The organism is Pseudoalteromonas sp. APC 3893, assembly GCF_030408095.1.
Lineage (GTDB): Bacteria > Pseudomonadota > Gammaproteobacteria > Enterobacterales > Alteromonadaceae > Pseudoalteromonas.
In genome coordinates this window covers 43,163-58,678 of the sequence record NZ_JASDCD010000001.1, presented here as the reverse complement: position 1 = coordinate 58,678, position 15,516 = coordinate 43,163, and the positions used below count along the sequence as shown (strand labels likewise).

The window sequence follows — 15,516 nt, the reverse complement described above, 5'->3', positions numbered from 1 at the left end:
CACTTCATGGATTTTGGATGATCAGCACAGAAATAGAACAAGTCGAAAAATATTACACAATGATTAGTGAGTATTTAGTTAAGTACAGTATGCAGCTTGTTGGTGCACTACTGATATTAATATTTGGGCTGTGGATAGCGCAAAAGCTGTCAAAGGTGGTTGCAGGGATCATGTCCCGCAATAACATCGATGTCACACTCACTAACTTTGTCAGTAACGTTGTCAAAGTTCTATTAATCATCATGTTTATAATTATCGCACTGGGTAAAATTGGCATTAGTGTTACCCCGTTTGTTGCAGCAATTGGTGCTGCTTCGCTAGGTGCAGGTTTAGCATTACAAGGAATGCTGTCAAATTATGGCGCTGGCCTTGCGATTATTGCTACGCGCCCCTTTATTGTTGGCGACACTATCGAAGTTAAGAACGTCAGTGGCCAAGTAAAAACCATTGAGCTTGGCCATACGGTACTTATCAACGAAGAAAAAGTAGAAATTACCATTCCAAACAAACACATCGTCGGTGAAATATTACATAACTCATTTAGCTACTCACTGGTAAAAGGTGAAATAGATATTGCCTATAACGCCAGTGCAGAGCAAGCAATAGGCTTAATAGAAGGCGTGTTAAAAGAACATGCACTCGTCGCCGATGACCCTCATTCACAAGTCGGTATAGAGCGTTTTGCAGATAGTGGCGTGACGATTAGTTATCGCTATTGGGTACCGACAACTAAAATTATTGAAACTAAGCTCGCTGTTAACGGTGGTGTTTATAACGCAATCCAAGGCGCAGATATTGAAATCCCATTTCCTCAGCGAGTGGTTACTTTTAATAAAGAATAGGTATTTAAAACAACCCCCCCCCCTGTATAAGGAACATTTGGCTAAGCTAATTGAGTTCCTTATATCTTTAATAGTACAATCGTAAAATACATTGAGAATTCTTATTATTAACATCAGGGGTTAACATGGCAAAAATAAGCCAGCGATTTTGGTTTCAGTTACATGGCTGGTTTTCACTGCCTATTTGGGTTTTATTTTGTTTTATTTGTATAACTGGTACAATTTCGGTGATCAGTCATGAGTTAACCTGGCTTACAAACTCTGAGGCACGCGCTAGCAATCCTAACAACTTGCCAGAGAAATCTAAACAAACACTTATCGACAACTTAAAAGCTCAGCACCCCACAGCTGATGTAATGAGTGTTGTTAGCTATGAACCTTATTTAGTAAATGCACTTATTTTTACTGATACAGATAAACCCTACGCCACAGCTTACGTAAACCAATACACAGGTGAAGTACAAGCAATAAACCAAACCACTTCTTTTATTGAGTTTATGCGCACCTTGCATGGGTGGCTATATTTCCCTTGGCAAGAAGGTTACAGCGTTGGCTATTACCTTGTTAGTGCTATGGCAATCGTTATTCTAGGGGCATTGATCACCGGCTTAATTATTTACAAAAGCTTTTGGCGCGCCTTTGTCCAACCTAAAATTCGCTTCAATCAAGGTCGTAAAACTTTATTAAAAGATTTGCACACGGTCAGTGGTGTGTGGTCCATTTGGTTTATGGCAATCATGAGTTTAACTGGGCTTTGGTACTTGGCTCAATCAATTATGTGGCATAACGAAATTGATATTGAAGAGCATGCACCTTTAATAAGCGAAGCTCAATTACCCAGCTCTAAGAACACTCAACCTATTAGTTTAGATAGTGCTGTTGCCTTGACTAAAAATAAATTTGGCGATTTTACTCCTACTTATATCATGCTGCCTGAACACAATCGCGGTATGTACAACATCATGGGTGCGGGTGATACCATTTTTTACGATGGTTACTCATATTCTACCTCGGTAAATCCATGGTCAGGTGAGATAGCCACAAGCAAGAATCCTGAAACAATGACCACTTTACAAACATTATCTCACATTGCAGACCCTCTACATTACGGCACGATCGGCGGTATTTGGACGAAGATAACTTGGTTTATTTTTGGTGTTATTTTAAGTGGCATGTCAATTACAGGTTTTATGATGTACTCAAAAAAACTGGTTAAAGCTAAAAAGCCTCGCTCAGCAACCATCAGCAATACTGCGGAGGCAAACTAATGGCGCGTTTAAAAAGCACTTGGTGGCAACAAAAAAAATACTTACTCAATGCCCTGGTTTTAATACTGCCTTGTGTGTTTATTTACCAAGCTTTGAACCCAACCTTCCCTGATTTATGGCAAGAACACGCCATGGGGGAATATAAAATAGCTCCTATGCCACTGAATATGGAACAGCCATATTCTCATCACAACGAGTATGTGAAAGACTTTTATCTAGCATTTAACCAAGGTGACATTAGCAATATCCGCCAAGCGTACTTAAATATTGGCCCTGCACCACTCCCATTGAGTGAGTTTGCTAAAAGTGACGAAGGCATAATGCATGGCACGGATCACGGCCAGCACGCTCATGCAATTGCACCTGTCACTATTGGCCAAAATGATAAACTTTGGGTAACCATTCAAACTTGGCAGAATGAATTACTCCAACACAGTTGGGACATTCCGCAGCAGCTCATTGGTGATAAATAATTGGCAATAGGTGTTGTTCGCTTTATAGTGAATAATACCTAGCTATTTATTAGAGGTTAGCTTGCCCTTTACTTCGCACCAAGTCATTAAGTATATATTTCTAAGTAGCTTAGTTTTGCTAGCTTGGTTACCTCATTTTCAGCACTTTATTCTCGACTTCATTGATCAAGCATTATTACAGTCAGGCATTCTGTATGCCTCATCTCGCTCTGTAAATGCCATTATATCGCTATTACAATCCGCTGAAGTCGGCATAGGTATAGCCAGTATTCAACCTGCGCAATTGCTCGACCCTGTGAATGATTTAGCTGAATATATGTCAGATGCGATGCGTCTGGCTTTAGGCTCTTTATTTATACAGCGGATTTTATTTAGCATTGCCTCGGGAGTACTTTTTAGTGCCCTATTTACCTTAAGTGTTGCGTGCTATGTTGTGTGTGATTACTTTGGTTACTTAAAAAAACTAAGCACGAACGTGTTAGCAAGCTTAGTATTGATCCGCTTTTTAATACCGCTTGTGGTAATTACCACAGGGTTTGCAAGCCAAGTGTTTTTAGATGACGAAATTGATACGCAAAGTAAAGCAGTCAGTCAAACCGTCAACAATCTAACGGAACAGGCAAATGCCACCTCAGCATTATCCGCAAATATGCGTTCGCAAATTACAAGCCAAAAACAAACAACTTTAGATGAGCTAACAATGCTCAGTACTGAGCAACGCCAATTAAACAAAATTGTTAAAGATAACCAACAACAATTAAAACAACTTACGACTGATATCGATGCAATTCAAGCTAACCGTAGCTTGACACAAAAGCTGACAATGACACAACTTGAACAGGCTAAGCCACTTATTAAGCAACAACAAGATTTAAAACAACAGCAAGCCAAACTGAATAATCAGCTTGCGGCATTACATGCTAAAACAGAACAATTACAACAACAGGTTCAGCTATATAATGATCAATTAACAGGCAATACAGGAAATATGGTGAGTAAAGTAGCTGATGCGGTAACATCGGGTATTACTGAAATGGTTGCGTCACTAGAGGCGCTCTTTATCGATTTTATCAATCTTTTATCTCTGCTAGTTGTGAAACTCATTTTAATGCCACTACTATTTTTATATATATTTAACAAAGCTTTTAAAGCTATTTGGCAGCGCTCAATAGAACCTAGCTATATGAACAAGCAACTACCAAATAAGCAATAGCCTTACAAAGTACTTAACCACCATGCAATTAACACCACTGCGGTTATGCCAATTAACGCTTTGGTTTTGTGTTTTTTAATTACTTTTTCAGCTTTATCACCCGCGTAATAAACCACTAAAGCCAAACCAAAATAACGTATCGAGCGTGCAATGGTCGTTGCTAAAAGGAACAAAGCTAGCGAGTATTTTGTCGCTCCCGCAGCAAGCATGGCAATTTGAAAGGGGATAGGCACTATGCCTAAGGTCATAACAAACCAAAACCCTTGCTCCTGCATTTTTTGCTTGACCGTTTCAAACTGCTCAGTAGATGAAAAAGAATTAATAACCCAGTCACCTATCAAATCAAATAAATAATAACCCATTGCATAGCCAAAAACCGCCCCAATAATACAGCCGATCGTGGCCATTAACGCAATAAGCCATAACTTTTCTCTTCGAGCCTGCATAAGTGGCACCATTACCGCTTCAAGTGGAATAGGCACTATGGTTGACTCTAAAAAAGAAGCCACCGTAATGCCACTTAGCATATGCTTGGAATCTATAAAGTTGCGTGTTTTTTGTTTCACATTTTTTGTTAACGACATGTCCATCCTTATCGATGATCAGGGGTTGCGCCAACGCGCCTTAAATCCACGCGTATCTATGTGTATAAATGCACCGCGGTGCGACTTTGGTCCGTATACACCGAGCCCGCCTATTAAGCCTTTAAAAGAATCCCGTTTGTTTAAAGACTCTACGATGCTCGCCATCACATCAGCGTCCGCTATGGTTAATTTACCATCACGATTAAGATCGTCCATTCGGTAATTACCATCATTATCAACAAATATGTCTGCGGCATCACCAAATACGTGTCGGCTGAATTTTACGTTTCCAATTGCTTTATTGTAATAAGGCGTACGGTATCCGCTCATGACAACCATATTTGCCACAGGGTGCCCTTCAAGTTCCAGTTCTTTCCTTATCTTTTCTAATTTGAGTAACAATGCCCCTTGCAAATACAAATACTTAGGAAACTTGCTTCGCTGTTTACTTATAAATTCTTTTAACCTGAAATGTGGTGACACAAGAACATTCTGATTTTGTTGTGTTACCTCTATGTAGCCATCAGGTACAATATAGTGATCTTTACCTTCAAGCTCAGTCTCATTGGGGTAGTGACCAATATGAAAATATTTTAGTTTCCCGCCTTCCACTTGCTCTGATGGTACTTTAACAAACGCATTAATTTGCATCTGCTGCTGGCCGTCTCTCGATTCTATGACCAACTGATAATAGCCTGGCTTGTTAGGGGCTTGCCATACCCAACGATTCGTTGATGTTGCCTTGAGTTGTTTATCTACTTGCTTTAACACATAGCCCTTTTGTGATTGAGAATAAAGCACTTCAAATTCTACATTTTCGCTTGGTAATACAAATACTGAAAACACACTATAAGGCACAACAATGTCGTTTATTTTTAGGCTAAATTCTGCATCAGGTAAGGCATCTGTATTTTTAATAACAACCGCCTCATGATTACTTTTAGCTTGCGCAATCACATAATTCGGCAGTAAAAACCCGAAGCATAGCCAGGTGAATACATAAAAATACTTCATAACTCCTCCAACTATACTAAGGCGTGACTGCACGTTGATCCACCGAGTAATTAGCCGCAATCATTGGTTCTTGCGACTCAAGCAAGTGTAAGTTCTTGTCTCTGTTATAAACATCAGTTCTAAAATTAACGGTATCTGTTTCATCAACCCACGCAGTCCAATAAACTAAGTGGATTGGCACCGGCTTTTTCAAATGAAATGTGCGTGTTTGATCTGAATCTCTCGCTTGATTTACATCATTAAAAACATCTAACCCTTGCTTTTCAATAATCGCCTTAGCTAAGGAAAAGGGTTGCTCCATACGAATACAGCCATGTGAAGCCGCACGCTTAGTTTGTTTGAACCAATTTTTGGCCGGCGTGTCGTGAATATAGATGGCATTCACATTCGGAAATAAGTACTTTATCTCCCCTAGAGGATTATCTTTGCCTGCACGTTTTACTAAAAAGTGCTTAAACTGGTATGGCGCGATCTCATCCCAATCTATCTTATCAGCGGGAATTATATTTTTATCAATATAGCTGTTCTCTCTGATTTCAATATTTTTCTTCGCTAAATAATCAGGATCATCAGCAACTTTAGGTGCGATTTCCCTTGTTGCAATTGAAAGCGGTATGCGCCAAGTTGGATTAACAACAAACTTTTCTATTTGGTCACTAAATGCGGGAGTTTTCCAACTCGGTTTACCTACAACGACACGGTTTTTTAAAATGACGTTACCTTTGTTTATGTAACGAAGTTTAAACTCGGGAATATTCACCAATACATATTCTTCGTTCGTTAACCCCAAAAACTGAGTCATGCGTTGGAAGTTAAGTAATAGTTGCGCGTAACGTTTTTTCGCTGGTATGTTTAATTCGCGCAGGGTCTTTTTACCTACAACCCCATCGACTGATAATCCATGACGTTGCTGAAAACTTTTCACGGCTTGCTCAATATTTAAATCAAACACACAGGGCTCTATCGCTTTAGCCTGACTAAGTATTGAATAGCCAATACAGCTAGTGTGAGTCAGATCTCCACCTTGTATTAATCTATTTGCTAACGCTGCAACCGCGGGTCCTTTACTGCCAAACTCAAGAACTTCATCAAGACTTAAATTTTGCCAGCCCCCTTGATTAACCAGCTCACGATGCCAGCTAATCACATTCTTCATTTTCTCAATAAGCTGTGTGGAATTAGGATCTAAATAGACAGGTTCAAATAAACTAGCTGCATGCTGTGAACTGTGCCCTTGTGTTATACCCGCCGATGTTTTAGCAGACAACAAAGATGCATTAAAGCCAACAATGCAACTTGCAAATACAGCGCCTTGAACAAGTGCTTTCTTTGCTGTTAATAAAGTTGAGCTACTACTTTTATCTTGCCTGATTAACCTCATTACATTCACCTATCACATTAATTGATATGCCAAGCTCAAAATAAATCCTTTAAGAGCTATTACGTACACAACAAGTTGCAATACAGGTGCCAGTAACAAGAATAGAATTTAAAATATTTAATATCATAAACTTACATTAAAAATTAACAGCTAACTCTGGATTGTATGTTTAATATAAAATGTAAAGTCGATACTCTTATGTGTAAATCTGCCAAGGTGCTCACCCTAAATTTAGGTCGCATTCTGTTGCAGAATTTCTTACTATCGCAAGATAGATAAATAGGTGAAAAAAATAATATGCCTTACGATAGATTTATCCCTTTTACAAAATACGATGTTATTAATTTATGTGCTCAATTACTCCCTGAGCCTGAATCGTTTAAGCAATTTAGTCACCTATTATCGAGTTTAATTCATCATCAATACTATACTCACCTTGAATCCCTTAAATATCACTATGCGCCTTTTGATCCAAACAGCGACACTCGAAAAATTAAACAGCTAACAGCAGAACAAAAAGCTGCACATCAAAGCGAGTTTGCCAAAGGGTTTGCGCAAATACTCAATGCGGCTAATTACGAAAAAATCACACAAGATGATTTACAAGATGCTCTCAATGAAGAGTCATTATTTAAAGTACGCTTGGCCGTCGAGTTCGATGATTTTGCAGAAGTCGTTTTCTATCGACGGGGTGAATCACAAAAAACCGAAGTTTTAACATCATGGTGGGGAATAAGAAAAAAACCTCTGCAGTTTACTAATTACGACCGAGTAGCCGTATTTATTCGCTTTAAAGATGCTGATTACTTTGCCGCTAAAAATAAACAACCACTAGGATATGAGCCAAACTCTACCATTGTAAAGTTATTCCAGAATGTACCAAAAGCCGATTTAGAAATGCTCTTTCCAAACAGTGAAGTAAAAATGCGCCCCATCGATAAGGCTGTTATCGCCTCTTCAGCATTGGTTGGTGGTGCTGTGGTACTGGTAACTAAATTAGGGGCTTCAATTGTATTACTAGCTGCACTACTCTCTTTTTGGCTTGGTTGGCGCAGCGAAGAAGTTCATATGGGCCAACAACATTTTATTACTTTTGCAATTGGCATGGGGGTTTTTGGTGGATTTATATTTAAAGAATGGAGTAAATTTAAAAACCGAAAAATTCGCTTTATGAAAGCACTTTCCGATAATTTATATTTTAAAAATTTAGATAATAACGCCGGCGTTTTTCATACATTAGTTGACTCTGCACAAGAAGAAGACGTTAAAGAAGCTCTACTTGCATATACCTTTTTACTCAACTCACCTAAGGGTCTGAGCCCAACACAACTAGATGAAAAAATTGAGGCTTGGTTTGAGCAACAACATCACTGTTTGCTCAATTTTGAAATCAACGATGCGCTGCAAAAACTAACTAAAATGCAGTTAGTTAACAAACAAAATGAGATTTTTACTGCCATCCCTTTGCACCAAGCTAAAGCGAGCCTTGATAAACAATGGGACGACCTATTTAAATTTAGCTAATTTACTCATCAGGTGCTTGCGCTGCCTTTATTCGCTCTTGATTTTCTTGCATCTGCTCAAAAGCAGCTTTTATTTCATCAAGCACAGAGTCAACATTTGCAGTGGTGTTATCTTCTTCAGGATCGCCATACAAAGTTACTTGTGGTGTTAATTCACCCGCTTGGTATAACGCCCACATTTCTTCACCAAAACGAGTAGCTAAAATATCGGGGGCAAACTGACCATAGTATTGGCGCATGTTACGTACATCTCGTAAAAACATAGCTTGCGCATTATTATTAGCTGCGGCATTAACCGCCTGAGGTAAATCAATAATCACAGGACCATAACTATCCACCAGCACATTAAACTCTGATAAGTCACCATGAACAATGCCTGCACATAGCATCAGTCGAATGTAGTGCACCATAGTGGCATGATCTTCAATCGCTTGCTCTTCGGTCATGCTGACATCGTTTAAACGTGGAGCAATATCACCCTCATCGTCTGTTACCAGATCCATGATTAGGACTCCATCATAACAGCCATAAGGTTGCGGCACTTTTACGCCCGCTTTTGATAAAGTAAATAACGCATCTACCTCGGCATTCTGCCACACGTTTTCTTGCTCTTTACGACCAAACTTAGAGCCTTTTTCCATCGCTCGACCACGACGGCTATTGCGCACTTTTCGGCCTTCTTGGTATTTAGCTGCTTGCTTAAAGCTTCTATGTTGCACGTCTTTATAAACTTTGGCGCAGCGAATAGCCTCCCCACAACGTACAACGTAGACTGAGGCTTCTTTACCACTCATTAATTGGCTGATGACTTCATCAACTATACCGTCTTCGATTAACGGTAAAATTTGTTTAGGTGTTTTCATACCGCCCTTATACCGTACTTAGCTTATAGATGAAATGCTCTATTGATAATATTATAAAAAACTTGACTAATTAAGCTAAATGCACAAACTGCGTGGTAAAAATTTCCAACTGTGAGAGTAATTATGAACTCAGAGATACGTTATCGTTTTCAGTCAGGACAAATCGCCAATCGCTTTTTAAATGAGCTTAAAGACTGGCATGTTGCGAAAGTAAAAACAACCCTACTCAATGGCGGGTTAGATGTAAAAGTAAGTTACCAATTTGATGGCACTGGGTTTGATTATACATGTTCTGAGCTTGATGACTTAGCCGCTAAGCACCTAGGTGAAGAAGTTAACTAAAAGTATATGATTCATTAATACTGACGGCGATTATTTCTATGCTTGCAACAGATTAATATACTTTTTGTATTAGCTCAGCTATGTTAGTGGCAGTACTAAATAATTTTGTTATTGACTGCGCTACATAACTTTAAGGAGTGAACATGAATAAGCCAAAAACGAGTCATATCCCTCAAGAAGCCTTTGATTGGTATGATGAATATGCCCATGGCATGATGGATAGGCGAACGTTTATGAAAAAACTCGGTGGCTTAGCCGCTCTGGGGTATTCAATGGCGGTGCTAACTTCAGCTTTGCTTCCAAATTACGCTCTCGCAGAACAAGTCTCTTTTAATGATGATGATATCAAAGCAACGTATCAAACCTTTGACTCACCAAAAGGCCATAGTAAAGGACAAGGTTATTTAGTCGTACCAACGAATCAAAGTGGTGAACTTCCTGTTGTATTAGTGATTCATGAAAACCGCGGATTAAACCCTTATGTTAAAGACGTTGCTCGTCGTTTAGCAAAAGCTGGCTTTATCGCTTTTGCACCGGATGCCTTGCATCCGCTAGGTGGTTACCCTGGTAATGATGATGAAGGTAGAGCGATGCAACGCACTATGGACAGAGAAAAAATTCAAAATGATTTTGTCGCCGCCGCGCAGTTTTTAAAATCACACCCTCGTAGTAATGGCAAACTCGGGGCGGTTGGCTTTTGCTTTGGTGGTTATATTGTCAATTACTTAGCCGCCGTTGACTCGACTTTATTAAGTGCAGGCGTTCCATTCTATGGCACTCCAGCCAGTAAAGAGCTACGAAAAAATATTAAAGCGCCACTAATGATCCAACTTGGCCAATTAGATGAACGTGTAAATGCCACTTGGCCAGAATATGAAACCGATTTAAAAGCCCATAATGTCCCTTATCAAATGCATATGTACCCAGGTGCACATCATGGTTTTCATAATGACTCTACAGGCCGTTATGATGAAAAGAACGCAGAGCTTGCTTGGCAACGCACATTAGCGTTTTTCACGAAAAAGCTAGCATAAGTTTATCGCTTTATTATTTGGGCCTGTTGAACTTGTGAGCTAAATAGCTATTGTAAACTCAACGGACTCTAAATTACTTTTAACCTCAAATATATGTTTTGTATATATACTTCATAATGACGCTGTACTATTAACTATCTATAGATAATTTTTGCACGGTGATTTACTCTACCAGCATGACTAAATTCTTTATTTTAAAATATGTCGCTTTTTTTAGCGGTTGTGCCTCGTGCTTTATTTTACATACGCAATTTCCGATCCCCGCCGTGATTGCTTCATGCTTGGTCGGGTTAATTGGCACGTTTATACCAATGCCAAAGATCTATGGGCAACACCCCTATGCAGCGATATATGCAGGTAGCTTTGCAGGCATGTGTTCAGAAGGTCTTATCTCAAGTTACTGGGAACTAGCCGGCATCTCTGTAATCGGTGCGGTTTTATACGCTATTACAACTAAGGTTTTTACTGGTTTTGGTGGGAAGCTAGGCAGCATTGCTTTTGTAAGTGTGGCGCTCTTTATTCTAGCAAAAGGCATCATTATATGAACTTAATCACGATATTAATTTCACTACTTGGCGCGTTTTTAACCTTTCTTTTGGCTAAGCACGATAAAATTGGCGCTATCAGAGCATCTGCTATTTTATCAATTATTGCTTACCTCGCTTTTTCTGCCGCAGAACTAAATTCAGAGCTCTATGGAACGCTCTTTTTTGGTGGTACATTCATCGGAATGAGCACTCCTAAGCGCTTTGGCATTTATACACTATGCTCAGCCAGTATCATGTTCTCTTTATTATTTTATTACTTTGTACCATTAATTAAGAGCTACGGCGGAGCGTTAGGACTCAGCGCTTTTATCTCTGTTTGTATTTGTCATTTGGCAATTTTATTCGGTGCACCGAGAAGCAAGAAACACCTAGAATAATTTAAACTTAAGATAAACTATAGCCGCATTGCTGGCTTTTATAGGACATTGTTGCTATGCATCTTGCTCTTTACTCATAAGGTCAACCATCCGTTGGTTTATCTCCTCATCAGTCAAATCTTCTTTATGAGTGCCTATCGTCCATACATGTCCAAATGGATCTTGTAAAGTACCCGCTCTATCACCGTAAAACTGATCATGTAGCGGGCGTACTTCTGTCGCACCTAAACTAATAGCGAGTTTAAAAACGGTATCAACATCTTCAACATACAACATTAAACTGACCGGTGTGCCACCTAATTCATGGGGACTTTTAAAGTGTGCTTCTGGGCACGTATCTGACAACATAATGTGAGAATCGCCAATTTTAATTTCCGCGTGAGCAATACCACCATCAGGCAAAGGCATTTGCATAATCAACTGTGCCCCCAACGCTTTACAATAAAAATCAATTGCTTTTGCCGCCCCATCAATAATTAAATAAGGGGTCACGGCATGGTAACCTTTTGGTATCGCTGAAACGGCCATCATTGTCTCCATTAATTAATACTTTCTATAAGCATAGTCAAAAAAACGATAAAGTCAGCTATTCAATTGTATGAATAGCTCTTTAGATAAACTAAAACAAAAGCCAAATAAACTCGCAGCAAAAAAATAATTGAATGGTTTCCTCTTGGCTAAAGGCACCTTCACTATTATTCCATGTTCTTTTTGATCACGGCCTTGTTCTTTAAGGTGATACTTACAAATTCAGCAACCGTTGCACTTAGCTGTGTATTTTTAAACTGTAACTGAGTTGGAATGGCTTTTTCTATATCTGATAACTGTAAAAAGTAACACCCTTCGTGGAATAACTTGCGAATACAATATGGGGCTATTGCGATACCAAGCCCTGCTGAAACTTCTGTTAATAAGGTTTGCATATGCCTTGGTTGACTGACAATGTTTGGCGAAAACTCTGCTCTTTTACACAAACTAATTACATCATCGAATAAGCCAACCGCTTCTTCTCTATTAAATAAAATGAACTTATCATTACTTAATTGCTGTAGCTGGGCTTCTTCATTTTGCCAAAGAGGATGATACTTAGGCACCACAGCCACCAGCCGATCAGTATAAATTTCATGACTTGTAAACCCCTCAACGACTTCTTGAGGTAACGGCCTAGAAAACCCAATATCAATTAAATCATCCTTAAATGCTGAAACTTGATCTGAAGCGGTCATCTCAAATAAACTCACGTGCACATTTGGGTATTGATGCTTGTATTCTCTAACTAAACTTGCCATAAAACTTAAGCATGCCGAGCTTAAATAGCCGATTCTTAACGTGCCAACTTGTCCATTTTGTGCTTGTTTTACTTGGCTTTTAGCTTGCTCAGTTAATGCCAAAATATGTTTTGCATCTTTTAATAACTGTTCCCCAGCACTTGTTATATTTACTTCCCGAGAGTTACGAACAAACAGTGTAACGTGTAAATCAGCCTCAAGCATTCCAATATGGCGACTAATTGCAGGCTGAACTGTATGTAGTTCACGCGCAGCAGCAGAGAAGCTCTTATGAGTTGCCACACTGACAAAACTTCTTAGTATTTTTAGATCCACACATCACCCATACGAATTTGTTATAGATTCTATAAAATAACATCATTTTTATTATAGTCGAATGCATTTTATCCTAGTACTACACTTACTAAAGATAAGACCAAGATGACTACGACGCCCACTATCAGCAAACGATTGTTATTTTTGATGACCGCCGCTATTGCGGCTACAGCAGCTAACTTATATTACAGCCAACCCATATTGCCATTAATAGCGCAAGAGTTTGGTTTAACAAATACAAAGACCGGCAGTGTTATCGCGTTAACTCAATTTGGCTATGCCGCGGCGTTATTATTTATATCGCCATTAGGTGACTCAGTCCCGAGAAAACGCCTTATTGCTATACTCTCTATTTTACTTGTTTTATCTTCTCTACTCGCCGTGACAGCACCAAACTTAACAGTCTTACTCATAGGCGTGTTCTTTATAGGTTTAAGCGCTAATATTACCCAGCAGCTTATCCCATTTGCAGCATCTTTAGTCACACCAAAAGAAAAAGGGGCAACGCTAGGCACCCTAATGATGGGCCTTACTGTGGGTATTTTATTATCAAGAACCCTTAGCGGCTCAGTTGCTGAATACTTCGGCTGGCGCGCTGTATTTGTGATGTCTGCCTTATTAGCTACCATATTTGGCTTATTGCTTTATAAAGCACTGCCTCACAATACAGCTCATACAAACTTAAAATACACCCAGCTGCTTAAAAGCACATTCGTCCTTTTTAAAAAACACAGGTCATTACAAATATTTACCTTTGCAGGAGCCAGTTGGTTTGCTGCTTTTAACGCACTTTGGGCAACGCTTGCAATTCATGTTAGTCATGCGCCATTTAATTATAATGCGCAGCAAGCGGGGTTATTCGGTGTTATTGCTTTAGCAGGCGTCATAGGGGCAAAATCATCCGGTAAATGGGTGAACAAATTAGGCTCTAAATCATTGGTAAAAATTGCATTATTTATCATTGCAATTGGTTTCATAATAACTGGGGTGTATGCAAATAGTTTAACCGCGCTGATCATAGGAATTATCTTAATTGATTTTGGTGTATTTAGTGCACAAGTCGCCAATCAAGTACGAGTTTTTTCAATAGACCCAAACTCGCAAAGCCGGATAAACGGAGTCTATATGCTCGGCTACTACCTAGGTGGTGCACTCGGCTCACTGGCTAGTGTTAAAGCATATCAATATTATGCATGGCCAGGTGTTGCCTGCTTAAGTATTGGCTTTGTATTACTTGCCTTAACGTTTAACTACTTTGCACCTAAACAACAGGAGTTATAATGAATAAACTTTCTAGCCTTGGCGGCTTCAGCCTACTTTGTATCGCCAGCTTAACGATTATGGTCGGCTCGGTCGTTGCCCCTGGCTTATTAAATATTGCCCATGCTCTTGGCGTAGCTGAGCATTCATCATGGTTGATAACCCTCCCCTCACTAGGAGCCATATTATTTGCGCCCTTTGCCGGTAAGTTGATTGATAAGTATGGCGCATACCCAAGTTTAGTCATTGGCTTAATTTTATATGGTGGCGTGGGTGCTGCTGTATTTTGGCTTTACGGACCAGAACTGGTTTTTATAAACCGAATTTTCCTTGGTGCCACCACAGCCGTTGTTATGGCCAGTGGCACAGTATTAATTTCACAGTGGTATCAAGAAAAACAACGCTTGGCGATGATTGCTAAACAAGGGATGGCTATTGAGCTTGGCGGCGTAGTATTTTTGTTTCTTGGTGGCCAATTTGCAGCATCACACTGGGGGTTACCACTAACCCTTTATTTGTTCGCATGGGTGTTTTTAGCTATGTTGCTATTGTGGGTGCCAAGACAGCCGCCAAAGTCAACTGAGTCTATTGAAATAGATACACCGGCTGAAGTATCTCGCAACGGTTTATCGTTATTTGGCGTGTACCTAGTTACTTTACTGGCAATGGTTACATTCTTCTCTGCATTTATTTTGTTACCAAAAAGTATGGCAGGCCAAGGGTACAATGAGAAAATAATCGGCTATGTGTTAGCCTTTATATCTTTAATTGCAGTCATTACTGCCCATTCAATACCTAAAATTGAGCAACGGATCGGCGAAATCAAATTACTTGCTCTGGCGTTTATTAGTTATGCCCTTGCATATTTTGCTTTTAGCTACGCAACGGGGTTACCGCTTTTAGTGGCAGGCGCTATTTTAATGGGTATTGGCTTTGGCTTCAGTATTCCGTTACTCAATTACCTAACAGTACAAAAAAGCCCTGCTTCAGTCAGAGGTCGTAATTTATCTTATTTTACTATGGCCGTTTTTTCAGGACAGTTTTTAACGTCATTTCTCGAGTTTTTAAATAGTGAGACTAGCACTATCTTTATCTCATACATGTTGCTGGCCGGTTTTATCGCCGCGGTATTATTGGGTCGTGAACTCTTTATCAAAAAAGATAAAAACGTAATTAATTTACATTAAAGA

At 39.4% G+C, this 15,516-nt stretch carries 17 protein-coding genes; 11 read left to right on the top strand and 6 right to left on the bottom strand.

The window, feature by feature from the left end; translation table 11 throughout:
- The first annotated feature begins 17 nt into the window (after positions 1–17).
- The 4 genes from QMA12_RS00265 to QMA12_RS00250 all read left to right on the top strand — a co-directional run bounded on the left by QMA12_RS00265 (position 18) and on the right by QMA12_RS00250 (position 3,796).
- Positions 18–842 (top strand): mechanosensitive ion channel family protein, encoded by an 825-nt coding sequence (locus QMA12_RS00265; protein ID WP_087531970.1) that lies wholly within the window; start codon positions 18–20, stop codon positions 840–842.
- 125 nt (positions 843–967) lie between these two features.
- Entirely contained in the window at positions 968–2,110 is a 1,143-nt protein-coding gene (locus QMA12_RS00260; protein ID WP_290210109.1) for a PepSY-associated TM helix domain-containing protein, read from the top strand.
- A complete protein-coding gene (locus tag QMA12_RS00255) occupies positions 2,110–2,583 on the top strand; it encodes a hypothetical protein (protein WP_087531968.1) in 474 nt (157 codons plus the stop codon). The genes QMA12_RS00260 and QMA12_RS00255 overlap by 1 nt, the downstream gene beginning before the upstream one ends.
- Positions 2,584–2,698: 115 nt before the next feature.
- The gene (locus QMA12_RS00250) at positions 2,699–3,796 is read left to right on the top strand and encodes a hypothetical protein (protein ID WP_290210110.1); all 1,098 of its coding nucleotides are present in this window, start codon (positions 2,699–2,701) and stop codon (positions 3,794–3,796) included.
- A 2-nt stretch (positions 3,797–3,798) separates the two neighbouring features.
- On the opposite strand, the gene QMA12_RS00245 is transcribed toward QMA12_RS00250, so the two are convergent.
- From QMA12_RS00245 to QMA12_RS00235, 3 genes are read right to left on the bottom strand one after another with little or no spacing between them, the layout of a single operon-like run.
- Positions 3,799–4,380, bottom strand: coding sequence for a VTT domain-containing protein (locus QMA12_RS00245; RefSeq protein WP_290210111.1), 582 nt, complete (start codon positions 4,378–4,380; stop codon positions 3,799–3,801).
- Positions 4,381–4,398: 18 nt separating this feature from the next.
- Complete coding sequence (locus tag QMA12_RS00240) at positions 4,399–5,394, bottom strand: D-Ala-D-Ala carboxypeptidase family metallohydrolase (RefSeq protein WP_290210112.1); 996 nt, start codon at positions 5,392–5,394, stop codon at positions 4,399–4,401.
- Positions 5,395–5,410: 16 nt separating this feature from the next.
- On the bottom strand, positions 5,411–6,775 hold the full coding sequence (locus tag QMA12_RS00235; RefSeq protein ID WP_290210113.1) for a L,D-transpeptidase family protein: 1,365 nt from the start codon (positions 6,773–6,775) through the stop codon (positions 5,411–5,413).
- 297 nt (positions 6,776–7,072) lie between these two features.
- Here QMA12_RS00235 and QMA12_RS00230 point away from each other — a divergent pair, with 297 nt between their 5' ends.
- A complete protein-coding gene (locus QMA12_RS00230; RefSeq protein WP_290210114.1) occupies positions 7,073–8,299 on the top strand; it encodes a TMEM143 family protein in 1,227 nt (408 codons plus the stop codon).
- A 1-nt stretch (position 8,300) separates the two neighbouring features.
- On the opposite strand, the gene QMA12_RS00225 is transcribed toward QMA12_RS00230, so the two are convergent.
- Positions 8,301–9,161 (bottom strand): PA4780 family RIO1-like protein kinase, encoded by an 861-nt coding sequence (locus QMA12_RS00225; protein WP_087531963.1) that lies wholly within the window; start codon positions 9,159–9,161, stop codon positions 8,301–8,303.
- 123 nt (positions 9,162–9,284) lie between these two features.
- Between QMA12_RS00225 and QMA12_RS00220 the strand changes: the two genes are divergently transcribed.
- The 4 genes from QMA12_RS00220 to QMA12_RS00205 all read left to right on the top strand — a co-directional run bounded on the left by QMA12_RS00220 (position 9,285) and on the right by QMA12_RS00205 (position 11,462).
- The gene (locus QMA12_RS00220; protein WP_087531962.1) at positions 9,285–9,503 is read left to right on the top strand and encodes a hypothetical protein; all 219 of its coding nucleotides are present in this window, start codon (positions 9,285–9,287) and stop codon (positions 9,501–9,503) included.
- A gap of 143 nt (positions 9,504–9,646) precedes the next feature.
- Positions 9,647–10,537 carry a dienelactone hydrolase family protein gene (locus tag QMA12_RS00215; protein ID WP_290210115.1) on the top strand — a complete coding sequence of 297 codons (891 nt, stop codon included), beginning with the start codon at positions 9,647–9,649 and terminating at the stop codon, positions 10,535–10,537.
- A gap of 176 nt (positions 10,538–10,713) precedes the next feature.
- Positions 10,714–11,082 (top strand): hypothetical protein, encoded by a 369-nt coding sequence (locus QMA12_RS00210; RefSeq protein WP_176372530.1) that lies wholly within the window; start codon positions 10,714–10,716, stop codon positions 11,080–11,082.
- Entirely contained in the window at positions 11,079–11,462 is a 384-nt protein-coding gene (locus QMA12_RS00205; RefSeq protein WP_087532319.1) for a hypothetical protein, read from the top strand. Before QMA12_RS00210 ends, QMA12_RS00205 begins: the two co-directional genes overlap by 4 nt.
- A 54-nt stretch (positions 11,463–11,516) precedes the next feature.
- Here QMA12_RS00205 and QMA12_RS00200 read toward each other — a convergent pair whose 3' ends face one another.
- Positions 11,517–11,990 (bottom strand): VOC family protein, encoded by a 474-nt coding sequence (locus QMA12_RS00200; protein ID WP_290210142.1) that lies wholly within the window; start codon positions 11,988–11,990, stop codon positions 11,517–11,519.
- Between the two features lie 167 nt (positions 11,991–12,157).
- Positions 12,158–13,066, bottom strand: coding sequence for a LysR family transcriptional regulator (locus tag QMA12_RS00195; RefSeq protein WP_290210116.1), 909 nt, complete (start codon positions 13,064–13,066; stop codon positions 12,158–12,160).
- 105 nt (positions 13,067–13,171) lie between these two features.
- Here QMA12_RS00195 and QMA12_RS00190 point away from each other — a divergent pair, with 105 nt between their 5' ends.
- Together QMA12_RS00190 and QMA12_RS00185 are read left to right on the top strand one after the other, a co-directional pair.
- Positions 13,172–14,347: an MFS transporter gene (locus QMA12_RS00190; protein WP_290210117.1), complete on the top strand. Its 1,176-nt coding sequence runs from the start codon at positions 13,172–13,174 to the stop codon at positions 14,345–14,347.
- On the top strand, positions 14,347–15,513 hold the full coding sequence (locus QMA12_RS00185) for an MFS transporter (RefSeq protein ID WP_290210118.1): 1,167 nt from the start codon (positions 14,347–14,349) through the stop codon (positions 15,511–15,513). The genes QMA12_RS00190 and QMA12_RS00185 overlap by 1 nt, the downstream gene beginning before the upstream one ends.
- Positions 15,514–15,516 lie beyond the last annotated feature (3 nt).